Here is a 23,720-nt window from a genome sequence, read left to right on the forward strand (position 1 = left end):
TGACCGCCAGTTGAGCCTCAGTATATGTTAAAAGCCTCAACCGGACAGCCGTGGGACGGGCCCGGGCATGACGGAGTAGCTAACTGGCGGGATCGTTCGTGGCGACAGACCGCATCTTCACATGCGATAGCCCTGGGGAAGCGACTGTTCCTCTTACTCTGCGCAGAGGCCTGCAGAGCTATCAAGGCCGGCAGATATCGGAAAAAGCCGGCCGCTCACGGACCCTGAACGGAGCAACCGTTCTCCCATCCGGATCGATGCATCCCCAGGTCCCGCCTTCGAACCAGCTGTGCTCACCCTCCGATACAAGCGAGCACCCGAGGCAAACCACTGCGACACCCTTTTCGAACGGATAGGCGCCGTCATAGATCGCCGGAATCACGAGCTTCAACGATGGATCGATATATCCGATCTTCGCTCCCACCGGCGAACGGGCACGGCCATTCGTGAACTCCTCGGCGCCGTTGTCGTAGGCCATCACCGCTGCCATCGCACCATCGCGATGGACGTAGAGCCACCGGACGGCTTCGCCCTTCGTTCGTCCGAGCAGAAGGACAGGAGTCAGTCCATCCGGGCCAAAGCGCAGGCTCTTTCTGAATGAAGGGCTGAGATGGATCTGCCCGTCCTCGGCCAGCACCGCACAACCCTTGACGGTCGCCCCAGGCTCCCAACAGTCATAGGGCACCGCCGGGCCATGTTCAGCGTGATCCGCTGCGACGGTCGGAAACGTGCTGGCCACGAGCGAGGCTGCGAATGTCAGCAGGGCAGCCGCTGCCCTGGTCGCCGATGGCCAGCAGCGCTGCGCGACGAAGGAGCCATGCAACATGTGACAAATTCCCATGCCCATCATGCCTCACATTCGCACATGACATTGCACTGCGAAACGGCTAAGCGGACCGCCCCCCGGACGGAAAACGAGACGAGCATGGCGGCAGCGGCCCATTGCGGCATCGACTTCGGCACTTCGAACACCACGGTCGGCCTCAGCAATTCCACGTCCGCCGCGCTCATCCCCCTGGAGGGCGAGCAGCGGACCTTGCCGAGCGCGATGTTCTTCGATTTCGAGGATCACGGCGTGCAGTTCGGGCGCGCGGCGATCGAGCGCTATCTGACCGGCCATGACGGCCGCTTCATGCGCGCGCTGAAGAGCATTCTGGGCACCGCGCTGATCCATGAGAAGACCTACATCCAGCGGAAGGCGGTGCCGTTCGCCGGCATTCTCGGCTTCTTCTTCGCGCATCTGAAGTCGCAGATCGAGACCCGGCTCGGGCACGAGGTGACGCAGGTGGTGCTCGGCCGCCCCGTGCGCTTCGTCGACAAGGACGACAAGGCGGACGCCGAAGCACAGGCCGCGCTCGAGGGCATCGCGCGCGACCAGGGTTTTGCGCACATCGCCTTCCAGTACGAGCCGATCGCCGCCGCGCTCGACTACGAGCAGCAGGTGACCGGCGAGGAGCTGGTGCTGATCGTCGACATCGGCGGCGGCACCTCGGACTTCTCGATCGTGCGCGTCTCGCCCGAGCGGCGCAGCAAGGCGGATCGCGAGGACGACATCCTCGCCAATGGCGGCATCCATATCGGCGGCACCGATTTCGACCGGCTCCTGAGCCTGAAAAGCGTGATGCCGCATCTCGGCTATGGCAGCCTGACCGCCGACGGCAAGCGCAATTTGCCGACGCTGTACTATCACGAGCTCGCCACCTGGCATCGCATCAACCAGCTCTACAAGAAGAACGTGCTGAACGAGCTGCGCCAGATCCGCTACGAGGCGGAGCGGCGCGACCTCGTCGACCGCTTCATCAAGGTGGTGGAGGATCATCGCGGTCACACGCTGGCGATCGGCGTCGAGCAGGCCAAGATCGCGCTGACGGAGGCGAAGTCGATCACCTCGGTGCTGTCCGAGAAGGACGAATGGGCGCGCATCCGCTTCACGCGCAAGGCCTTCGACGGCGCCATCTCCGATTCCGTCGAGCGCGTCGTGCGCACCGTCACGACGCTGCTCGACGATGCCGGCGTCGCGCCCGCCGCCGTCAACACGATCTTCCTCACCGGCGGCTCGAGCATGGTGCCGGCCTTGCGCGAGGCGGTCCTTGCGCTGTTTCCCGCGGCGCGCGTCGCCGCGACCGACCTGCTCGGCAGCGTCGGCCTGGGGCTTGCGCTCGACGCAAGGCGCAAGTTCAGCTGAGCCGGCGGCTCATTCGGGCGTAACCGTCGAAGCCGACCGCGCCGGCCGCTTCGGCGCGACCTGCGTCCGGGATCGCGTCGCTGGAGGTGGCGCGGCCGACGCCGGGTCGACGTCACGGACGACCGCCGGCTTGGCGCGAGCAGATCGCGCACCGGCCGCTCCGGTCCGGATGATGCCCCAGGGCCCCGGATTGGCGGCAGCGGACGGCGGCGATCGCGCTCCGGTGCGGCTCGCACGCGGTGTCCGCGGCAGCTCGGCCCGCGGCGCCAGCGCTGCAGCCGGAGCGTAGGCGACCTCAGGAGGCGCCTCCGCCCGGGGCGGGACGTCGGGCCAGACCGCCGCACCGGTGGCGAGCGCGGACACGGGTTCGGCGGCAGCAGCGACCGGCGCGGGCGATGCGGCGTCCGGCGGAACTGCGTCCATAACTGGCTCTTCGGGCAACGCCGCAAGGGCCGGAGCAACGACCGGAGCGGCCTCGCGCAGGGCGCCGGTCGTATCGTCGGGCAGCCGGTGAAACACGTGGCTCGGCAGCAGACACCCTGCCACCGTCAAGACGACGGCCACGCTCCGGCCAAGGCCGACCGTCATGGACTCGGCCGGGACCGGCAGCGCGCAAGCGGCTCGCCAGGCGATATCGACAGCGGCGGCCGCAATGAACGCTGCAAGACCGAGGCTGCCGCCGACCATCGGCAGAACCGTCGATGCCTGGATCAGAACCGCCGTGAGGGTCAACGCGGCCACGATCGGCTGCAGCGGTCCGGACAGCCGCTGCGGCGAGGACATGCCGAGAAAACATCCTGCATAATAGGCATCGACGAGACAGCGTTGGTCGGACCAAAGCGCCTGCATGACCGCCATTCCGGCAAATGCCAGGGTGGCGGAGGCGACGGTGCGGGCTGCCCGCCCCGCTTCTGCGACGTGCGGAAGCCGTTGGATGATGATCGTCAGGAAGGTCCCGGCGAGACAGGCCGCGAGGATCGCGAGCGAGCCGCCGAGCTCCTGGTCGAACTGATTCAGATGCGCCAGATGGAGGGATTCGCCTTGTCCTGCGAGCCACGGCCCGAGCGTGACGAACAGCAACGATCCGATCGCAGCCAGCACGCCCAGTCGACCGCCATAGCCCTGCAACAGCACGACGCGCCGCTGGATTTCGACAGCCGTGAGCATGCAGAAGAGCAGGCCACAGAAGATCGACAGCAGATAGAGCGAGGCCTCCGGGGGCAGCCCCGTGCGAGCGACGCTTTCGCTCACCTGTCCGATCGGCGTCATGCCGCTGAAGCTGCCGCCATAGACCGAGGAGGAGAATGCGGTCGCGGCGAGATTGTCGGGCGACGCAACGACCAGACCGGCGCACAGCACGACCGTCACTGCCGCCGAGGCGAGCGCGGGCGACAGGCCCAACGCGCTCAGATGCAGGGTCGCGAGACAGCCGAAAAACGCGCCCGCGAACGACACGAGAAGCGCGACGGGGAGATCGAAACGGCGCCGCTGAGAACGCGGCTCGTACACGACCGGCAAGCCCGTTCGCCATGCCGCGTCATCAGTGGCCTGCTGCATCAACGAACCACCCCCCGTGTGGATCGGCCGGGCCCCTCATCCGGCCACGACCGCCGGACGAGACCCGCTAAGCACCGCGTGATGCACGATGACGTCGGAACATGGCGAAACACGCGCGAACGTGTGGCCGGAACGGGTTATCGCCGCAAAAAGGCTTGCGGTCCGCCGTCACGGCCCCGCCGATGTGGACGGATCAGGCCGCCACTCGGGCGCCGGCTGCACATCCTGGCGGGCCATGATGCGCGGCCGCGGGGCTGAGTGCGGGATCAAGTGCGCCTGGTTGCGCCTGGGCGGCATCGTTGGCGCCGCAGCGGTCTGCCCATAGCGCACGACGCGCCGCTGCGGCTCCGCGGAGGTCGGCGGAGGCACGGTTGGGCTCTGCTCGCCCAAGCGACGCGCCGTGAGCGACTCTCCGCCATTCGGCCGCAGGATCTGCATGGGGAGCTCCGGCACCGTCGCGATTGCCTGCGGCGCGCTGGGCACACCCCCCTCCCCTTTGACCTCCTCGGCCGGCGCCGGCGTGGCGACCGACGGCAAAGACGTAGCCGGCTCCACTCGCGGCCGCTCGAACAGAAGCTCGCTCGAGAGCAGCACGGCGAGAATGGCCAGCGCCGCGAGAAGCCCTCGCGTCCACGCCATCATGGTCTGCTGTGGCGATTCTCCAGCCTCGATGAACAGCCGGACTGCGGCATCGACGAACATCACCGAGACGAAGGCGACATAGCCGAGGCTGCCGCCGACCGCGGGAAGGATCGGACAGGTCAGGATCAGCAAGGCCGTCAGCAGCACCACCGCGGCGAGCGCCTGCAGCAGGCTGCGCAGCCGCCGCGGCGACGACATGCCGAGAAAGCAGCCGGCATAATAGGCATCGAGCTCGGAGGCGTTGCTGGGGACGAATTGCTGCAGCAACACGAGGCCGGCAAAGGCCACCGTGGCAGCGACGAGGATGCGCACCGCGCGCCGGGAGCCGGCGACCGGCGCCCAGCGCAAGGCGGCCATGGTTGCCGACATGCCGGCCATGCACAGCACGAAGGTGATGGCGGCCGCGCCGAGCCCGAAGTCATGCACGCCACGGCGCGCGATCGGAAACAGCTCGCCGTCGGTGCCGAGCATCGGCGCGAGACCCACGAACAGGAAGGATGTGACCGCCGCGAGTGCGCCCAGCCGTCCGCCATAGCCGCGGGCGAGCCCGCCCCGCAGCCACATGTCGAGCGCGCAGCCGAGGCAGAACACGAGGCCGCAGAACAACGACAGCAGGGTAAAGGCGGCGTCGAGCGGCAGGCCGGCCCGGATCACGCTCGCATTCAGCAGCACCACCGGGGTCATGCCGACGAAGCTGCCGCCATAGGCGGACGAGAAGAAGGTGCTGGGCACCAGATCCGCCGTGCGTGTCAGGATCAGCGAGGAGCACAACAACAGGGCGGCGGCCGCAGAGGCGATCAGCGGCGACAGTCCCGCCGCGCTCAGATGCAGCGTCATCAGGCAGCCGAGGAAGGCCGCGATGAAGGAGGCGAGCGGCGGGCAGCCGAGCTGGAACAGCTCCGATCCATAGAACGGCACGGCCCGTGCGTGGTGCCGTTCGCGCCAAGTGCGTGGATCAAAGGTCTGATCCGCCTGCCGACGACGTAACCGAGGATCTGCCGCTGCGCGCTTCATGTCGACGACATCCCGTAACCGAATCCACCCAAGATCGAGCGTTGTCATTCCGCTGCTGGCGTTGACAGACGTTTCGGGCGCAACCCTGAGCCCGATCCGTCGCAGTCGCTTGCGGCGGTTGTACACAAGCTGCATCTTTGCATCTGCGTGTGTTCGACTATTGCCCTGCACTCTTGCGTTGCGGAAGTATCAGGTTCCGGACGCCGGTCGAAACTTCCTGGCAACCTTAACAGCAACACGACCCTCGATATATCAATGCGATGCTGATCCGGTGACGCTCCGCACATCCCGGCTTGACGCCGACATGCTTAATGCCAGGATGCGCGCATGCTCACGCCCACGTTGCATACAGCAAGGTTGATTTTGCGGCCGCTGGCCTTGACCGACGCGCCGGCGATCCAGCGTCACTTCGACAATTGGAACATCATCCGCAACCTCGCGTCCGTCGTGCCGTGGCCCTATCCCGCCGATGGCGCCGAGACCTTCGTCAGGCTGCAGCTCGACAGGATCGTCGCCGGCGAGGAGATCTATCAGTGGGTCCTGGTGCTGCGCGACGGTGACGGCGAGGCGATCGGCAACATCCACTTCCGGCCGCGGGTGGCGTCGGTGAAGGGCAATCGCGGCTTCTGGCTCGCCGAGCCCTATTGGAATCGCGGGCTCATGAGCGAGGCGATCGCGGCCGTCAACGACTTCGCCTTCGGCCCGCTCGGCCTCGATGAGTTCTTCGTCTGCAACCTCGCAACGAATGTCGGATCGCGCCGGGTCAAGCAGAAGACCGGCGCGGAATTCATCGGCTTCATCGAACTTCCGCACCACACTGGCGAGACCCGATCCGAGCGATGGGTCGTGCGGCGGGAGACATGGCTGCAGCGCCGGCAGCCATGACCCGGCATGTCGACTGACCCTCGCTGCTCTACGCGCCTGCGAGCACGTCGATCACGGCCTGCGCAAACGCCTGCGGTGCCTCCTGCGGCAGGTTGTGGCCGATGCCGCCGGTGACCAGCCGGTGCTCATAGCGGCCGGTGAACTTCTTGGCATAGGCTTCGGGCGCCGGATGCGGCGCGCCGTTGGCATCGCCTTCCATCGTGATCGTGGGCACCGTGATCGCCGGGAAGGTCGCAAGCTTCGCCTCGAGCGCATCGAACTTCGCCTCGCCCTGCGCAAGGCCGAGCCGCCAGCGATAATTGTGCACGACGACGTCGACGTGATCGGGATTGTCGAAGGCGGCCGCGCTGCGCGCGAAGGTCGCATCGTCGAACGCCCATTTCGGCGAGGCCGTCTGCCAGATCAGCCGCGCGAAGTCGCGCCGGTTCTTGTCGTAGCCCTCGCGGCCGCGCTCGGTCGCGAAGTAGAACTGATACCACCATTGCAGCTCGGCCGCCGGCGGCAGCGGCTTGCGGCCGGCCTGCTGGCTGCCGATCAGATAGCCGCTGACCGAGACCATCGCCTTGCACCGCTCGGGCCACAGCGCGGCAATGATGTTCGCCGTGCGCGCGCCCCAATCATAGCCGGCCAGCGTCGCGGTCGGAATGCCAAGCGTATCCATCAGCGCGACGATGTCGGCGGCGACTGCGACCGGCTGGCCGCTGCGTAGGGCGGTCGGCGACAGCAGCCGCGTCGTGCCATAGCCGCGCAGATGCGGAATGATGACGCGATGGCCGGACGCTGCCAGGGCCGGCGCAACGTCGGCGAAGCTGTGGATGTCATAGGGCCAGCCATGCAGCAGGATCACGACGGGACCATCCGCGGGGCCGGCTTCGGCATAGCCGATGCTGATCTCGCCGGCGGTGACCTGCTTGATCGGCCCCAACGTCGCGACCATTCCCGGCCTGATCGCAGGCAGCTGCGACGCCGCCTTGATGCCCTGCGCGTGCGCGGCGTTGGAACCGAGCTGGGCCGCCGCGATGGCGGTTCCGGCCAGACTGAGGAAACGGCGGCGGCTCTGGTGAACGACGGCTGGCATGGCGAGCTCCTGGTTACGATCTGCCGTCGTTGTGCGCCATGCGGCCGGGATGTGCTTGGAGAGGACTTTGATTTTTCCTTGAGGCCGGCTTGATTTTGCGGGACGCGTGACGCGAAGGTGGACCGGTCCTGCGGCAGCGATGGCGGCGCATGTGTTGTATTGCTTCGACGATTTCGTGCTGGACCCCGGCCGCCGCGAGCTGCGCCGCGGCGACGGCCTCATTGCGCTGGAACCGCAGGTGTTCGACCTGCTGGCGTTCCTGATCAGGACGCGCGACCGCGTCATCAGCCGCGACGAGATCCTGGCCGAGGTGTGGGGCGGCCGCATCGTCTCCGACGCAACGCTTGCGAGCCGCATCAGCGCAGCCCGCAGCGCCATCGGCGACAGCGGCGAGGCGCAGCGGCTGATCCGCACCATCCCGCGCAAGGGCATCCGCTTCACGGGCGAGGTCCGCGAGCAGGCCGACACGCCATCTTCACCTGCGGTGGTGGTGCCGCCAGTCGCAAGGTTCGACGGCCCCGCCATCGCCGTGCTGCCCTTCGCCAACATGAGCGATGATCCCGCGCAGGACTATTTCGCCGACGGCATGGTCGAGGACATCATCACGGCGCTGTCCCGCTGCAGCGGTCTTGCCGTGATCGCCCGCAACTCGTCCTTCACCTACAAGGGCAAGGTGGTCGACATCCGCACGGTCGGGCGCGAGCTCGGCGTCGGCTATGTGCTCGAAGGCAGCGTGCGGCGCGCCGGCGGCCTCCTGCGAATCAGCGGACAGCTGATCGACGCCGGCACCGGCACGCATCTCTGGGCCGATCGTTTCGACGGCGACGTGAGCGACATGTTCGCGCTGCAGGACCGCATCACCGCAAGCGTGGTGGCAGCGATCGAGCCCACGCTCGAGTTCGCCGAAGGCGAACGCCGTCGGATGGCGCCGCCGCCGCATCCCGACGCCTATGACCTGCTGCTGCGCGCCGCCAGCCTGCGCGATGCCTTCACCCCCGAGAGCCTCAAGGGAGCAATCGCCTGCCTCGATCAGGCGCTGTCGATCGATGCCGGCTATGCGCCGGCGATGGCTGCGCGCGCCTATTGCCAGGCGCTGCGGCATTTCCAGGGATGGAGCGAGCCCGGCGCAGACTATCGCAGCGAGGCGGTCGCGCTCGCCTGGCGGGCGACCGAGCGCGCGCCGACCGATGCGCAGGTGCTGTGGATGGCGGCGTTCGCGATCTGGAACATGGCCGACGACATTGCGCCTGCGCGCGAGCTGTTCAAGCGCTCGCTCGCCATCAACCCGAATTCGGCGATGGCGCTCACGATGAGCGGCTGGATCGCTGCGATGGCAGGGCATCCGGTCGAAGGCCGTGCGATGATCGAACGTGCCTTGCGGCTGAATCCGCGCGATCCGCGCAGCTGGTTTGCAGCCGGTGCGATGGCGGTCTGCGCGGTTGCCGGCGACGATCCGGTCGGCGCGATCCGCTGGGCCGAGACGGCGCTCAGCCAGAACCGCCGCTTTGCGGTCGCGCTGCGCGTGCTGATCGTGGCCCTGGTCGGAACCGGGAACCTGGCCCGTGCCGCCGAGATCGCGCGCCAGCTCCTCGCCGTCGAGCCTGACCTCACCGTGTCCGGCTTCCTCAGGCGGATCCCGTTCCCCGTTCGCACCATGGCCACAACCTATGCGGAAGCGCTTCGCGCGGCGGGCGTGCCGGACTAGCCCGGCGACGTGCAGAAAAAACGGCTACAACTGCAATTCATGCGACAATCCGCAAGATCGGGAAACTTGGCGAAACACCGTTCACACTACCTTAGGTTCCACTCCGTATTTTCGCGGACGTCATTCGGGGGATCAATTTGACGCATGTGCGGAGGGGATCAGTGAAGAAATTGCTTCTCAAATTTTACGAGGATGAATCGGGCGCGACGGCCATCGAATATGGCCTGATCGCCGCCGGGATTGCGCTTGCGATCATCACCATCCTCAACAAGCTCGGATTGACCCTGGAGGGGATCTTCACGACGCTGACAACGAAACTGAATGGTGGCTGACCAGTCGAATGGTCTGAAATGGCGTTCTCAGGGCCGGAGCAATCCGGTCGCCATGGTCGGACAGGCCGGGCCTTCGGGTCCGGCCTTTGCTTTTCTCGAGACGGTCTACCGGGTCGGCCGGGAGCAAACGCATCGGCGCGGCCCATGGGGGATCTCTTGCGGGCGCGGCTCAGCCGCCGTGACAGCAGCTGCCGCCGCTCTCGCCTGACGGCGTTTCGGCGCTCAGCACGCTTCTGGCGTTACGGTCCGGCGGAATGTCGAAGCCGGCATTGGCGGCGAAGAAGCCGACCGGCTTCAGCATGAAGCCGGCATATTCGACCGGCATGACCGGGAAATCCTCCGGCTTGCAGACATGGGTGTGGCCGAACGAATGCCAGACCACGATGTCGGTGTTCTCGATCGGGCGGTTCTGCGCGACGTAGCGCGGCAGGCCGTCGCCGCCGGCATGCACGTTCGGATAGTCGCCGCTGGCGTATTTCTCGGCGGGGTCATAGGCGGTGACCCAGACATGCCTGGTGGCAAAGCCGCCGCGGCTGCGCACATAGCTGCCCTCCTGCGCCAGCATCAGCGGGCTCGGATTGACCACGAGCTTGTAGCCGGGTGACCCGCCGACGGAATTCTTGACGTTGGGGTTGGAGATCTTCCAGTAGCGGCCGGTCTCGCCATTGGCGATGCGCGCGGCGTCGCGCTCGCGCGACAGCACGCGGCTCGTCGTATCGAAGGCGTTGCCATGCGGGTTGTCGCGCCCCCATGGCCGCGGCACGAACTCATGCTCGCTGACGGTGTTGCCGCCGCCGTCGATGTCCATGTGCAGGCGCACGTTGAAGAAATGCTGATGCGTCGGGCCGCCGAGATTGTCGTCGACCATGCCGCCCCAGGGATAAATGGCGCCGGGCGCGATCGCGGCCGTCTGGATGATGCCGGTCAGCTTGCATTCGAGCTGGATGGTGCCGTCCTGATAGAGGTACCAGTAGAAGCCGTAATCATAGTTGCCGACGGTGGCGAAGAAGCTGATGACGAGCCGGCGCGAGCGCCGCACCTCGAACAGGCCGTTGCGGAACTCGTAGTGCTTCCAGAGGATGCCGTAATCCTCCTCGTGCATGCAGATCGCGTTCTTCATCACGAACGGCTCGCCCTTGCTGTCCGCCGCCGGCACGTCGAAATAGTGGATGTTGCCGAGACAGTCGCAGCCGAGCTCCAGCGCATTGGCGAGCATGCCGAGGCCGTATTCGCCGGCATCGAACGCCGACTTCCAGAAATGGTTGGCGGTCGGATCGGCATAGGGCACCACCATCTCGGTGACGCTGGCGCGATGGATGATCGCGCGCTTGCGCTCGCCATCCTGATAGGCGAGCCGGTGCAGCACGAGACCTTCGCGCGGGGTGAAGCCGATGCGAAAGCTCCATTTCTGCCAATCGACGTTCCAGCCGTCGACCGTGAAGCTCGGCCCCTGCGGCTGCTCGATGTTCAGTGGCTTGATGTCGGTGCGCGGCGCCGTCATCTCATGGGCGCCGTAGTTGCGCTTCCTGCGCGGGATCGGAATGACCGGATCCTCGTCGGTCAGGTCGATCACCTTGCCGGCGATCAGATCGACGACGGCGACGACGCCCTCGATCGGATGCGCATAGCCATTGTCCTGCGGATGCTCGCGGAAGAAGCTGACGGCGCGCACGATACGCGCGCCGCGCTCGAACGGCAGATCGAAGAAGCCGGACGAGAACGGATCGACCTGCACCAGCTCGATGTCCTGGTCGGTGAGGCCGCGCCGGTGCATCGCCTTGCGCCAGCCGGCATCGGCCTTCACCGCCGCCTCGCAGCGGAAGAACTCCTCGAGCATCACGGGCGGCTGGCCATAGGGCGCCTCGCGGTTGGGGACCACCTTGCGGATGACGATCTCTGCTTTGCCGAGATCCACCACATGCTCGACCGACTCGCCGCTGGCGATGTCGAGCGACACCACGAACGCGCGGCGCGGCGGCGCCTGCCCGCTGTCATGGGCCGCGAGCTCGGCCTTGGTCGGCTCCTCCAGCCGCACGATCGGGAAGCGGCAGGATTCCGGTGCCGCTGCACTGGCGCGGACCAGATTGCAGGCGGCCGCGATCTCCGCCGATGTCAGGGGATCGAGCGGATGAGTGGCCGGGATCGTCGGGGTGGCCGCGGCGATGTCCTGCACGGATGTCTCCATTGCTAGGGTTGGTACGTCTCGAACGGCGGGGACGGATGCGCCTGCATCGCCTCGCAGAGTACGAGCTTGCCAAGCCTGCGCAGGACAGCGTTATCGAAATCGGGCAAGATTGCACGCCGTCGCCCCTCGCCGGAAGCCCGCTGGCGTACTTCTTGCAGCATCTCCGCATCGAATTCCGTCGTGATGTCATGAGCTTGACCGAGACGCCGCAACTCTGGGCCAGCCGCCCCGAACTCGTGCAGACGACCAGCGCCGACGTCGACGAGCATTGTGCTCAGCTCGGCGGCTGGTGCCTGACCTATGACCAGATCAGCGCCGGCGCCTTCCGCGGCAGCTTCACCCAGCTCACGCTGTCGCGGCTCGAACTGTTCCGCGAGGTCACCAGCCAGCAGGTGCGGCAGTGCGGCCAGCTCGGACGCGACAGCTTCGGCATCGCCGTGCCCTGGCGCGGCGAAGGGCCGGTCAATGTCAACGGAATCGGCATCGGTGAGGATGCGCTGATCGTCTCCTTCGACGCCGATATCGACATCTCCACACCGCGCAGCTTCGAGCTCCGCGGCGTCACTCTCTCGGCCCGCCAGGTCGAGGAGATGGCGACCCGGCTCGCCATCGAGCTGCCGCGCGACCTCCGACATCGCATGCGCGCCGTGGCGGCACCGGCGGCTGCGCGTGCGCGCTTCCGCACCGCATTGACGGCGATCGACGTGCTGCTCAGCGCACCGACATCGACGCTCCCGCAGAACGGCCGGACCGGCGACATGCTGCAGGACAGCCTGCTGCTCGCCATCACCGACCTGCTGCCCGACGCGCGGCCGTGCGACGACACCCGCAGCGGCGCGGCGCGCAAGCGCATCGTCGACCGGGCCTGCGAGTTGATGCTGGCGACGACCGATACACCGGTGTCACTGCTCGATCTCTGCAAGGCCGTCGGCGCCAGCCGCCGCAAGCTCAGCTATTGTTTCCAGGACGTGCTCGGCACCAGCCCACTCAACTACTGGCGCGCCGTGCGCCTCAATCGCGTGCGGCGCGATCTCAAATCGTTGCACGATCCGCGTGACGGAATTTATGACATCGCTGTGCGCCACGGCTTCTGGCACTTCAGCCAGTTTTCGCTCGACTACAAGCGTCATTTCGCGGAGCTGCCATCCGAAACCCTGCGGCGCACGCGTATGGACGCGTCGAGCGAGTTGAGGCACAACGCCTCTCATCACTGATGCTCGCAGCGTGAGCTGCCGAGCCAAGAACGGCGCGCAAGCAACGCGGCCGATGATGCGGAGGACGAGATGCTGATCCCGATGGCGGATGTGCCGCGCTGGTATGCCGAGCGCAAACCGAAAGACAGCATCGCGGTCCGGCACGGAACCGACACGCTGACCTGGGAACAGCTCGAACGCCGCGCCAATGCGCGCGCCCGCGCCTTCGCCGCCTAGGGCGTCAAGCCCGGCGATTTCGTCGCGATCGGCCTGCCCAACGGCAATGCGCTGTTCGAGACCAGCTTCGCGGTGTGGAAATGCGGCGCGACGCCGACCTCGCTGTCGTGGCGGCTGCCGCGCGGTGAGGCTGCTGCGGTGCTGGAGATTCTCCAGCCATCGCTCGTCGTCGGTGGCGAAGCCGACTGGAACGCGCCGAATGCGCTGCCGGCTGCTTTCACGCCTGAAGGATTTTCCGACGCGCCACTCTCGGCGCCGGTCTCGCGCTACTGGAAGGCGATGACCTCGGGCGGCTCGACCGGTCGGCCGAAGGTGATCCTCGATCATCAGCCTGCGGTGACCGACACGGCGGCCGAGCCGCCGCTCGGAATTCCGAAGGGCGCGTCGCTGCTCAATCCCGGCCCGCTCTATCACAATGCGCCGTTCATCGTGTCGCACTACGCGCTGTTCGCTGGCGGCAGCCTGACGGGCATGGTCAAGTTCGACGCCGAGGAGACGCTGCGGCTGATCCAGGCGCAGGGCATCCAGTGGATCAACTTCGTGCCGACCATGATGCACCGGATCTGGACGCTGCCGGAGGCGGTGCGCAACAGCTACGATGTGTCGAGCCTGAAGATGATCTTTCATATGGCCGCTCCAATGCCGCCATGGCTCAAGGAAAAATGGATCGAGTGGCTCGGACCCGAGCGTGTCTTTGAGCTCTATGGCGGCACCGAGCGCCAGGGCCGCACCATCATCTCCGGCACCGAATGGCTGCAGCACAAGGGCTCGGTCGGCAAGATCGACGAGTCCTGCAAGCTTCGCATCTTAGGTCCTGATGGCAATGACGTCGCGCCGGGCGAGAGTGGCGAGATCTACTTCCTGCCGGCGGATGGTCCCGGCAGCACCTATCATTATCTCGGCGCCGAGCCGAAGCGGCGCGCCGACGGCTGGGAGTCGCTCGGCGACATCGGCCGGCTCGATGCCGACGGCTATCTCTATCTCGGCGACCGCCTCGCCGACATGATCCTGCGCGGCGGCGCCAACATCTATCCGGCCGAGGTCGAGGCTGCCTTGATGGCGCATCCCGACATCCGCTCCTGCGTCGTGGTGGGCCTGCCCGATCCGGAGTTGGGCCAGCGCGTGCATGCGATCGTCGAGATCGACCGGGCCAAGGACGCACAGGCGATCGTCGACGGCATGAGCGCGTTCCTCGCCGACCGGCTCAGCCGCTACAAGCATCCGGAGAGCTATGAGCTGGTCGACATGATGCTGCGTGACGATTCCGGCAAGGTTCGCCGCACTCTGCTGCGCGACGAGCGCGCGGCGTGGATTAGGGACGGCCGCGAATTCCGTCTGCTGCCGGCGCGGGCGCGAGCGGCCTCGGATTGAGGGCCTGCGAAAATTTTTCGAACGTTTACGATGCTGGCGTAGACTCCGTGAGGGCAAGGAGAGTCCGCGCATGATCTCGAGACGACGGTTTCTGCGCACCGCAGGTGCGGCTGCGGCGCTTCCTTTTGTGCGCATGCCGCGGGCGCGCGCCGAATTGCGCACTATCCTCAACGATGCCAGCCGGCTCAACCCGACGCCGGTCGCCAAGCATGTGGTGATCTCCAAGCCCGCGACCGACGACCTGATCGCGCGCCTGCGCGCCGAGCTGAAGGAGGCAGCCGGCGCCAAGCGCCCGGTGACCGCGGCGGTGGCCCGGCATTCGATGGGCGGCCAGAGCCTGCCGCGCGACGGCACCGCCATCACGCTCGACGGCGGCGCGATCGAGCTCGACACCGCGGCGCGGACCTATCGCACCGCGGCCGGCAACCGCTGGTGGGACGTCATCGCCACGCTCGACGCGAAGGGCTTCTCGCCGGCGGTGATGCAGTCCAACAGCGACTTCGGCGTCGGCAGCACGTTCAGCGTCAATGCCCATGGCTGGCCGGTGCCTTATGGGCCGTTCGGCTCGACGGTGAAATCAATCCGCATGCTGCTCGCCGATGGCACGCTGGTGCAGTGCTCGCGCAGCGAGAATGCCGAGCTGTTCGGGCTGGCGATGGGCGGCTACGGCCTGTTCGGGATCATCGTCGACCTCGAGGTCGAGATGATGCCCAACCTGCTGCTGGAACCCCGGTTCGAGCGCATGGCGCCGGAGAAGTTCGCCGAGGCGTTTACGCGCAGCATCGATGGCGATGCCAATGTGAAGATGGCCTATGGCCGGATGTCGGTGTCGCGGAAGGCGTTCTTCGACGATGCGCTGCTGGTCACCTTCCGCCCCGCTCCCAATGCCCCCGCGGCCCTGCCGCCGGTGGCGAGCTCGGGCAAGCTCACCGGCGTCGCCAATACGATCTATCGCGCGCAGACCGGCTGGGAGGTCGCCAAGGGCCTGCGCTGGTTCATGGAGACCCGGCTCGGCCCCGCCATCTCCGACAACCACTATACCCGCAACTCGCTGATGGCCGAGCCGGTCGCCAACCTCGCGCAAAAGGACATGCACCGCACCGACATCCTGCACGAATATTTCGTCGCGCCCGAGCGCTTCGGCGAGTTCCTCACCGCCTGCCGCGAGATCATTCCGAAGGCGCGCGCCGAGTTCCTCAACGTGACCCTGCGCTACGTCGCCGAGGACAAGACGCCCGCCCTCACCATCGCCCCGGTGCGCCGCATCGCCGCCGTGATGTCGTTCTCGCAGATGACCACGCCGGAAGGCGAGATCGACATGCTCAGAACGACCGAGGCGCTGATCGACCGCATCACCGCCATTGGCGGCGCGTTCTATCTGCCCTATCGTCTGCACGCCCGCCGCGACCAGGTCGAGAAGGCCTATCCGGCGGCCACGCGTTTCGTCGCCGCCAAGCGGCAGTATGATCCGAACCTCCTGTTCCGCAACGCGATGTGGGACGCCTATTTCGCATGACCGCGACGACTGACAAATTCTCACCGGACCGCTATCGCATCGCGGCGCTCGTACTCGCCGTCGCGCTGCTGTTCGCCGCCGCGACCGACTACATCCCGGCCTTCATCGACGCGCAGGGCCGCGTGTTCGGGCTGTTCCAGCTCGACATCTACAAGGACGCGCTGCATGTCGCCTCGGGCCTGTGGGCCCTGGCCGCGATGCTGTCGCGCCGCAGCGCGGTGTTCTTCCTGCGCGTGTTCGGCACGCTGTATTTCCTCGACGGCGTGATGGGCGTGTTCACCGGCTCCGGCTATCTCGATCTCTCGATCCTCATCGACGGCATCCGCAACACCTCGCCGCTCGTGAAGCTGCTCTCCAGCCTGCCGCATCTCGCGCTAGGCGCGATCGGCATCGCCGTCGGCTGGTCGCCTTGGCGCAGCCAGGCTGCCGCTGCATGAGCCTGCGTCGCAAAGCGCTGTATCTGATCGGCGCCATCGTGGGAGCCGCGGCGATCGGCATCGCCACCACCGTGATCAGCGTCGAGACGGTGTGCGTCGCCGACGTGCCCACGCCCGTCGTGACCTCGCAATTCGGCATCACCGATCCGGGCTATGCGAGGTCGCAGGGCGACAGCTTCCTGACCTTTCCGGAGTGGTACATCGTCCACGCCTACAGCGATCTCGCCGGCGTCACGGGGCAGACATCCGAGTCCGATTTCCACTATCTGTCGAGCATCGCCGGGTTTTGGCGCAGCCTGTGCCGCGCGACCCGGCAGGCCGACGGGTCCGGGCCCGCCACCTCCGACCAGAAGCTGACCAACTACATCATCGGCTTCAGCTTCACCGCCGAGATGGCGCTGCAGGGCGCCTATGAGACGACCATCGGCGCCCTCACCGCGGAGACGACCGACGGCGTCAAGACTGCCGAGGACGCCTTCAACCTGGCCCTGCTGAAGGACTACGCGGCCTTCCTCTACCAGACGCCCTGGTACCGCTATCCGTTCGCCGCCAAGCTCGACCAGTTCTGGCGCGAGACGCCGTTCGTACCGTCGGTGCGGGCGGTCGAACGGCGCGTCTCGCTCAGCCTGCAATATGCCGGCCGCGCCGCCTATGCGGCGGTCATCGGCTATGCCGCCGGCTATGATCCCGCGGTGCTGACCATCCAGAGCGTGGTGACCGGCCTGCCCGCTGCTGAGCTCGCCGCCATCCCCGGCGTCAAGGTGATCCGCGAGGTGACCGACGCCAAGGGCGCGACGGGCGTGCTGGTCCAGACCGAGCGCTACGCCAAATTCGATGGTTTCGCAAAGGCGCTCGCGCGCCGTTCCGGCGCGGCGCTCGCCGAAGTGGCCGGCAATCACCGCATCCTGGTCACGATCGTGGTTCCTCCGGGTGACGGCCGGCTGGCAGCCTTCGATGGACTGCCTATATTCAGCATTCCGATCCAGGCCAGGCCCGGCGCACGGCGCATCGGCGTCGACGTTCCGGTCCGGTCGCTGGTCCAGGACATCGCCCGTTTTGAAGCTGCCGGCTATAATTTCGAGCATGCCTACGACTACTGAGCAGCTCCCCCCGTCCCGCACCCTGCCCCTGCGCGGGCTGCTGGTGGTGGTCGTGTCATGGTTCGCGGGCATGGCAGCCATGACGCTTCTGATCAAGCCCGACGCGGTCGTCGTGTTCGGGCCAACCGATCGTATCATTCCGGCGATCGCCGCCGCCGACGGAGCCTTGCTCGATGCCGGACGCTTTCAAGTCTCGGCACGAATGGGCGCGGCAACGGCCGGCAGACTGTACGCGGCCGGGGCATGGCTCGTCTGGCCGATCATGGCCAGGGGGTGCGGCCGCTGGTAGTCGAGCGAAAGCACGCCCAACGGCGGCGAAGCTCTCGGAACTGGCGCCCGCGCCCAAAAATGTTAAGCTCGCGTTAACGCTGTGGCCAAGACGCGAAAATCACGCGACACGAAGCAGAAGCTTGGTCGATGCCCCCTGGGCTATCGACAGAGCAGGAGAAAGAAATGCCTTCTTTGACCGAATGGAAAGTGCCGTTCGCCTTCCAGCCTCGCGCCGAAGACTATCAATATGATCTCGACCAAGCCTTGTCCTCGATCGTGGGCCTGCATTCCATCATTCCGCCGGATGCGTTCAGCGCGGAGACGCTGGGAACCGAGCGCGCCGGCAATGCGGTCGTGATCGACGACGGCCTGGTGCTGACCATCGGCTATCTGATTACCGAGGCGGAGTCCGTCTGGCTGCATCTCAACGATGGCCGGGTCGTCCAGGGCCATGTGCTGGGATTCGATTTCGCCACCGGCTTCGGCCTCGTGCAGGCGCTCGGCCAGCTCGACCTCCCCGCTCTGCCGCTCGGGTCGTCGGCGGCGACGAAGATCGGCGACCAGGTCGTGCTCGGCGGCGCCGGCGGCCGGACGCGGTCGGTGGCCAGCCGCATCATCGCCAAGCAGGAATTCGCCGGCTACTGGGAGTATCTGCTGGAAGAGGCGATCTTCACCCATCCCGCGCATCCGAACTGGGGCGGCACCGGCCTGCTCTCGTCCAAAGGCGAGCTGATCGGCATCGGCTCGCTGCAGCTGGAACGCGAGCGCGACAGCAAAGCCGAGCACGTCAACATGATCGTGCCGATCGATCTTCTGAAGCCGATCATCGACGATCTCAGGCGCTTCGGCCGCGTCAACAAGCCGGCCCGGCCGTGGCTCGGCATGTACGCCACCGAGGTCGACGATCGCGTGGTGGTGCTCGGGGTGTCCAACAACGGCCCCGCCGCCCGCGCCGAGCTGAAGGCCGGCGACGTCATTCTCGGCATCAACGGCGACAAGGTCACGAGCCAGAGCGAGTTCTATCGCAAGCTCTGGGCGCTCGGCGACGCCGGCGTCGACGTGCCGCTCACCGTGCACCACGAGAGCGGCGTCACCTTCGACGTCACGGTCGCCTCCACCGATCGCGCCAAGCTGCTCAAGGCGCCGCGGCTGCATTGACGCAGCCGCGGACGTCGTCTCATGTCATGACGTGCCACGCAGCAGCGACCTGATCGTGCAGGTGCGCATCGGTCGGCAGTTGCGAGGCCACGGTCGGGTCGAAGCCCGGATGCGCCTGGGCGTAGCTCGCCATCGCCTGCACCAGCTGCGAGACCTGCGTATCGAGCTCCAGGCCCCCCGCCTTGATTTCCTGCAGCTGATAGGAGCCGCCAAGGAACCAGTCGGCAACGATGACCTCCTGGTGTGTGCCGAGAATGTCGATCTCGAGATCGTTGCCCGATTTGACGAACCAGAAATTGTCGGCGCTGTAGGCCGTGCCGAAATCGAGCGTTCCGGTCGGCTTGGAAAGCGATTCGACGCCGTTGATGATGACGTCCCGGCCGTCGCCGGGCGCATAGACATAGGTCGCGCCGACGCCGCCGACCAGGATGTTGTCGCCGGCTCCGCCCTTCAGCACGTCACTGCCGGTGCCGCCGATCAGCAGGTCGTCATTGGCGGTGCCGTACAACATGTCATTGCCGCCACCGGCGATCAGCAGCGCGCCGTCGGTCACGGCAATCGTCGCGCCCGACACCGGGTCGATCGTCACCGTCGTCGAGGCGTCGCTCAAAGCTGCGCTGAGCCAATCGAGATTGTCGGTCTTGCCGCCCCAGAGCACGCTGATCGCGGTGTCGATGAGGGCTGCATCCTCGCCGTCGAAGCTCGCGGCCGCGTCGATCAGCGCGACCTTGCCGAGGATGTCGACCGCCGATCCGGTGGCGGCTGACGACCACAGGTCGGACGACAGATCAGCGACGAGCAGGTTCTTGGCAGTGTCCTGATAGAGGATGCCGTGCTCGTGACCGATCACGCCCGGGGTCGCCGAGGTGACCTCGTCATGGTTCTGCGCCAGCAGCGCCGAATACTCGACCACGATCTCGGCCAGCGCCTTCTCGACACCGCCATCTTTCAGGTAGGCGGCAGCCGTGCCCGCGCTGACGCTGTTGCCGAGCACGCCGCCGCCATTGAACAACGCCTGGACGGCGCTGTTGCCATAGCCGCTCGCGTCGGTGACCGTCGAATAGGCGATCATGTCCTTCATCTTGTCGGCCGGCGCGCCCTCGCCGCCGACACCCGCCGCGGGGATGCCGACGGCCGAGGCAATCGCGTCGTCCTCGAGCGGCGCCAACAGCACGGCCGCCGCCTTCTTCCAGTCCTGCGCGTTGTTGTCGCTCGCCCATTGCATCATCGTCAGCAGCGCGATCGAATGCAGGCTGACCGGATCCAGCCCCAGGTTGGTGCCGGATCCGAGCACGGTCTTCTGCTCGGACGAAATGCCGATCGCCGCGTCGACGATCGCGAGCGCGCCCGCGACCGGTCCGAGTTGCAGCAGCGCCAGCGGCGCTTCCAGCACGGGCGCTGCGGCCCGCACATATTGCAGCACCTCGCCGGAGACCGAGACCATGTGAATGTCGTTGTAGCGGTCGACCGGATGCGACCCGAGTGCGCCCCAGAAGCCGTGCAGCTGGTCGTAGCGGACCTCGGCTGCGAACTCGAACGGCATGGCATCAAAGGCGTAGGCCACCTTGTCGTTCAGCGCGGCGATATAGCCGGCAAGCCCGCCGCCCAGCGAGTGACCGGTGAGCGAGACGTGCGCCGTCGTCGCCCATGTCTTGTAGTAGGCCTCGGCATCCGGAAACTGCGTCGGCCAGCCGGTGAGACCGGCGCCGCCGAGCCAGGCCGGCACATCGGCGATGCTGTCCGTGCCGCGATAGGAGATGATCCGCGTCGACGGATCGCCGACGAGCTGATAGGTCGCGGCCTCGAAATTGTCCGGCGCCGCGGCGACGCTGCCCGCCACCAGCTCATAGCTGCCGATGCGATTGAAGTTGACGACAAGCGCCGGATTGACGCCCCTGTTGTAGACGTCCATGGCGAGCACGGCGTTGATCAACGCAGCCGACGGCGAACTGGTCATGATTGCGAATCCCCCTTTGGCAGCCGGCAATTTTGACCGCCGCGCCAGCTCCGCTTCCGGGAACTCGACGCTGCGCCGTCGGCTTTCATCAAGTGCGACATCGCGCCGGATTTTTGTCAATCGCGATTCGTCCACACGCGCATTCGCCCACGATGCGACTTTCGCGCGCGATCAGACCATGATGAACGCAGTCCTGCCGCGTCGATCTCAATGTGAGCGACACTGCGCGGATCGAACGCGCGTTCGGAAAATGATCATTGCCCGCGCCGCCGATTTTGCGTTGCATGAGAGCGCTCGCCGGCCCGCGGGTGACGTGATTTGACCCCGCTCGACCAGGGAGATCCGCATGACTGACGCCGTGGTGGACGACATCCTCATCGTTTTGCCGCCGCTGCTGCAGACGCTCGAAGCCCTGTCCCACGTCGCGCGCTATCTGAACCCGCCGGATTTCGATCGTGTGATGGCCGGCGTCGGCGATCCCGAGCGGGACCTGATCGCGGCGCGCGCCCATCTCGGCCAATGGCCGGCGGATTTCTCCCATATCCGCGTCGCCTTCGACACCGCGGCTGACGCCGCGCTGATGTCGTTCGCCGGGCTGCGCGCCGTTCAACACGGCGAAGGCGATCTGGTCGACGTGTTCCGCGCGCTGCGTCAGCTGCCGCGCGCGCTGGAAGCGCTGTTTCCGCTCGCGGCAACGCTGCCTCCGCTCAGCGAGTTCTTCCTGGATCCGGCCGTCGAGAACGACGTGGTGCTGCGTCAGCTGCTGGCGGCGTCCGCGGCCAAGGAGGCGGTGTTTCACGACCACAATGAGATCGGCAACCGCGGCGGCTTCTCGCTCTATGTTCCCGAATACTACACGGCGGACCGCGGCTGGCCGCTGGTGATGGCGCTGCATGGCGGCAGCGGCAACGGGCGCGACTTCCTGTGGAGCTGGCTGCGTGCGGCGCGCAGTGTCGGCGCGATCCTGGTGGCGCCGACCGCGACCGGTCCGACCTGGGCGCTGATGGGCGAGGACGCCGATACGCCGAACCTCGGGCGCATCCTCGATCTCGTGCGCAGCCGCGTCGCCATCGACCCCGCACGAATGCTGCTGACGGGCATGAGCGATGGCGGCACCTTCTGCTACGTCAGCGGGCTGGAGCACGGCTCGCCATTCACGCATCTCGCCCCCGTGGCCGCCACCTTCCATCCCCTGATGGCGCAGATCGCCGACCGCGATCGCCTGCGCGGGCTGCCGATCCAGATCGTGCACGGCCAGCTCGATTGGATGTTCCCGGTCGAGATCGCGCGGCACACACAGGCCGCGCTGGCCAAGTCTGGCGCCCATGTCGTCTATCGCGAGATCGATGATCTCAGCCATTGCTATCCGCGAGAGGTGAACGTGGAGCTGTTGCGCTGGCTGACGAGCTGAACGGCCTGCTCTGCAGACGTGCAGCGACATGTCCGATCGGTAAGATCGGCGACATAATCTCGGCGGATTTTCTCCGCATTGGTTGACACTTGGCCAAACAGCGGGGGCGCTGCTCAGGGCGGATGTGACGCCGCCGAAGGACCGTGCATGCCCTCGCCCGCCGCGCAAGCTTCGTCTGCCCGCCCCAATGCCGTTGTGCTCGCCAATGGCGTGAGCCGTCTCGAGGTCACGCTCAAGCTCACGACCGCGATCCTGGCGCTGGCCGCCGGCGTCTACACTTATCTCGGCGTCCGCGAGCTGCTCAACGGCAGCCCGACCACGGTGTTCTTTGCGGCCGTCATCTATTCCGTCGCGGTCTCGGTCGGCATCTACGCCTTCTGGGTGTTCATGATGCAGTTCATGCCCCACGTCACCAGCGTGATGGGGCGGCTGCTGATGGGCGGCTGCATGCTGCTGGGCTCGCTGATGATCGTCGCGATGTCGTCCTGGCTGAACGCCTCGGCGCTGGCCGGCGCCGCGGCCATCCAGCAGCATCTGGCGATCACGGTGCAGAACTACACGCGCGACCTCGACCGCGCCAACAGCCAGGCGATCGCCGCGCAGAGCCTGCTGCCCGACATCCAGCTTGCGTCCGCGCGCTTCGCCAAGCTGGCGGACGCCGAACGCGCCGGCTCTCTCACCGGCACCTCGGGATCCGGCACCGTCGTGCAGCTGCTGGCGCAGATGTCGACGCAGCTCGATGGCCTCGGACAGCAGGTTCAGGACTCCGGCAAGCGCGTCTCGGGGCTCTACGAGCAGGGCAGCAAAAGCCTCGCCAAGATGCGCGAGCTGATTTCAGACCGCGGCCCGATCGCCACGCGCAGCGATGCCTTCGCCACGGAATCGCTCAACCTGATGGGCGTGATCGCCAATCTGCAGCAGACCTCGGTGGCCCCTGCCGTGAAGCGCGCCGCGACCTCGCTGTCATCAGGCTTCATCGCCCCCGCCGCGGGCGGCCGCAGCGCAGATCTGGCCGAGCGGCAGACCGCCGTGGTCAGCAAGGTCGAGGGCGCGATCGCTACACAGGCGGCTTCGCTGGCGGGCGCCGCCGACAAGATCCTGGCACTGCCGCGCATCGAGCCGACGCGGTTCCAGACGCTGTCGCCAGCCGAGGCGGTGCTGCGCTATGCCGGCGACTTCATTCCGAGCTGGGCCGGCGCGATCTCGATCGACCTGATGCCGGCGGTGCTGGTCCTGATCCTCTGCGTGGTGCACGCCGCGATCCGCCGCGAAGGCCTGCCGGCCGTGAGCGCCTCGAGCCTGACAGCAGCCGACCTCGTCGCGGCGCTGCAGGTCGCCCGCGAGGTCGAGGACGCCAGGCGCGCCGCCGAGGCGCGGCCTGCGGTTGCGCCAGCCATGCCTGCCGCCGAGCCGCAGCCGGCTGCCACCGCCACCACAGCCGACGAGAACGTCACCTCGCTATCGTCAGCGCGCATCGGCAAGTAGTC

The 23,720-nt window shown here is 66.8% G+C and carries 19 protein-coding genes and 1 pseudogene; 14 read left to right on the forward strand and 6 right to left on the reverse strand.

Annotated elements, in window-relative coordinates:
- Window positions 1–181: 181 nt before the first annotated feature.
- Window positions 182–850, reverse strand: coding sequence for a WG repeat-containing protein (locus tag QQL87_RS20295; protein WP_284418175.1), 669 nt, complete (start codon window positions 848–850; stop codon window positions 182–184).
- Window positions 851–925: 75 nt separating this feature from the next.
- Here QQL87_RS20295 and QQL87_RS20300 point away from each other — a divergent pair, with 75 nt between their 5' ends.
- Window positions 926–2,185, forward strand: coding sequence for an Hsp70 family protein (locus tag QQL87_RS20300; RefSeq protein ID WP_284418176.1), 1,260 nt, complete (start codon window positions 926–928; stop codon window positions 2,183–2,185).
- A 9-nt stretch (window positions 2,186–2,194) separates the two neighbouring features.
- Here QQL87_RS20300 and QQL87_RS20305 read toward each other — a convergent pair whose 3' ends face one another.
- Together QQL87_RS20305 and QQL87_RS20310 are read right to left on the reverse strand one after the other, a co-directional pair.
- Window positions 2,195–3,742, reverse strand: a complete 1,548-nt coding sequence (locus QQL87_RS20305; RefSeq protein WP_284418177.1) for a hypothetical protein — start codon at window positions 3,740–3,742, stop codon at window positions 2,195–2,197.
- A gap of 168 nt (window positions 3,743–3,910) precedes the next feature.
- Window positions 3,911–5,302, reverse strand: a complete 1,392-nt coding sequence (locus tag QQL87_RS20310) for a hypothetical protein (protein WP_284418178.1) — start codon at window positions 5,300–5,302, stop codon at window positions 3,911–3,913.
- A gap of 423 nt (window positions 5,303–5,725) precedes the next feature.
- On the opposite strand from QQL87_RS20310, the gene QQL87_RS20315 reads away from it, so the two are divergent.
- Window positions 5,726–6,283, forward strand: coding sequence for a GNAT family N-acetyltransferase (locus tag QQL87_RS20315; protein WP_284418179.1), 558 nt, complete (start codon window positions 5,726–5,728; stop codon window positions 6,281–6,283).
- 28 nt (window positions 6,284–6,311) lie between these two features.
- Here the strand turns inward: QQL87_RS20315 and QQL87_RS20320 are convergent, their stop codons facing one another.
- Window positions 6,312–7,361, reverse strand: coding sequence for an alpha/beta fold hydrolase (locus tag QQL87_RS20320; RefSeq protein WP_284418180.1), 1,050 nt, complete (start codon window positions 7,359–7,361; stop codon window positions 6,312–6,314).
- Between the two features lie 139 nt (window positions 7,362–7,500).
- Here QQL87_RS20320 and QQL87_RS20325 point away from each other — a divergent pair, with 139 nt between their 5' ends.
- Entirely contained in the window at window positions 7,501–9,066 is a 1,566-nt protein-coding gene (locus QQL87_RS20325; protein ID WP_284418408.1) for a winged helix-turn-helix domain-containing protein, read from the forward strand.
- 161 nt (window positions 9,067–9,227) lie between these two features.
- Window positions 9,228–9,398 (forward strand): Flp family type IVb pilin, encoded by a 171-nt coding sequence (locus tag QQL87_RS20330; RefSeq protein WP_284418181.1) that lies wholly within the window; start codon window positions 9,228–9,230, stop codon window positions 9,396–9,398.
- 169 nt (window positions 9,399–9,567) lie between these two features.
- Here QQL87_RS20330 and QQL87_RS20335 read toward each other — a convergent pair whose 3' ends face one another.
- A complete protein-coding gene (locus QQL87_RS20335) occupies window positions 9,568–11,583 on the reverse strand; it encodes a primary-amine oxidase (protein WP_284418182.1) in 2,016 nt (671 codons plus the stop codon).
- A 188-nt stretch (window positions 11,584–11,771) separates the two neighbouring features.
- Between QQL87_RS20335 and QQL87_RS20340 the strand changes: the two genes are divergently transcribed.
- The 7 genes and pseudogenes from QQL87_RS20340 (at window position 11,772) to QQL87_RS20370 (ending at window position 18,865) form a co-directional block, all read left to right on the forward strand.
- Entirely contained in the window at window positions 11,772–12,797 is a 1,026-nt protein-coding gene (locus QQL87_RS20340) for a helix-turn-helix domain-containing protein (RefSeq protein ID WP_284418184.1), read from the forward strand.
- Between the two features lie 69 nt (window positions 12,798–12,866).
- Window positions 12,867–14,384, forward strand: a pseudogene (locus QQL87_RS20345) (AMP-binding protein).
- A gap of 70 nt (window positions 14,385–14,454) precedes the next feature.
- Window positions 14,455–15,900 carry an FAD-binding oxidoreductase gene (locus QQL87_RS20350; protein ID WP_284418186.1) on the forward strand — a complete coding sequence of 482 codons (1,446 nt, stop codon included), beginning with the start codon at window positions 14,455–14,457 and terminating at the stop codon, window positions 15,898–15,900.
- A complete protein-coding gene (locus QQL87_RS20355; protein ID WP_284418188.1) occupies window positions 15,897–16,337 on the forward strand; it encodes a DUF4383 domain-containing protein in 441 nt (146 codons plus the stop codon). The genes QQL87_RS20350 and QQL87_RS20355 overlap by 4 nt, the downstream gene beginning before the upstream one ends.
- Window positions 16,334–17,437, forward strand: coding sequence for a hypothetical protein (locus tag QQL87_RS20360; RefSeq protein WP_284418189.1), 1,104 nt, complete (start codon window positions 16,334–16,336; stop codon window positions 17,435–17,437). The genes QQL87_RS20355 and QQL87_RS20360 overlap by 4 nt, the downstream gene beginning before the upstream one ends.
- Before the next feature lie 79 nt (window positions 17,438–17,516).
- The gene (locus QQL87_RS20365; protein ID WP_284418190.1) at window positions 17,517–17,726 is read left to right on the forward strand and encodes a hypothetical protein; all 210 of its coding nucleotides are present in this window, start codon (window positions 17,517–17,519) and stop codon (window positions 17,724–17,726) included.
- A 164-nt stretch (window positions 17,727–17,890) separates the two neighbouring features.
- Window positions 17,891–18,865, forward strand: coding sequence for a S1C family serine protease (locus QQL87_RS20370; RefSeq protein ID WP_284418191.1), 975 nt, complete (start codon window positions 17,891–17,893; stop codon window positions 18,863–18,865).
- A gap of 19 nt (window positions 18,866–18,884) precedes the next feature.
- Here the strand turns inward: QQL87_RS20370 and QQL87_RS20375 are convergent, their stop codons facing one another.
- Entirely contained in the window at window positions 18,885–20,822 is a 1,938-nt protein-coding gene (locus tag QQL87_RS20375; protein WP_284418192.1) for a Tle-like phospholipase domain-containing protein, read from the reverse strand.
- Between QQL87_RS20375 and QQL87_RS20380 the strand changes: the two genes are divergently transcribed.
- The 3 genes from QQL87_RS20380 (at window position 20,791) to QQL87_RS20390 (ending at window position 23,718) form a co-directional block, all read left to right on the forward strand.
- Window positions 20,791–21,144 (forward strand): hypothetical protein, encoded by a 354-nt coding sequence (locus tag QQL87_RS20380; RefSeq protein WP_284418193.1) that lies wholly within the window; start codon window positions 20,791–20,793, stop codon window positions 21,142–21,144. The two genes, QQL87_RS20375 and QQL87_RS20380, sit on opposite strands and share 32 nt — an antisense overlap.
- Window positions 21,145–21,168: 24 nt before the next feature.
- A complete protein-coding gene (locus tag QQL87_RS20385) occupies window positions 21,169–22,233 on the forward strand; it encodes an alpha/beta hydrolase (protein WP_284418194.1) in 1,065 nt (354 codons plus the stop codon).
- Between the two features lie 147 nt (window positions 22,234–22,380).
- Window positions 22,381–23,718: a hypothetical protein gene (locus QQL87_RS20390; RefSeq protein ID WP_284418196.1), complete on the forward strand. Its 1,338-nt coding sequence runs from the start codon at window positions 22,381–22,383 to the stop codon at window positions 23,716–23,718.
- The last annotated feature ends 2 nt before the right edge of the window (window positions 23,719–23,720 follow it).

This window comes from Bradyrhizobium sp. SSBR45G, from assembly GCF_030159255.1.
GTDB lineage: Bacteria > Pseudomonadota > Alphaproteobacteria > Rhizobiales > Xanthobacteraceae > Bradyrhizobium.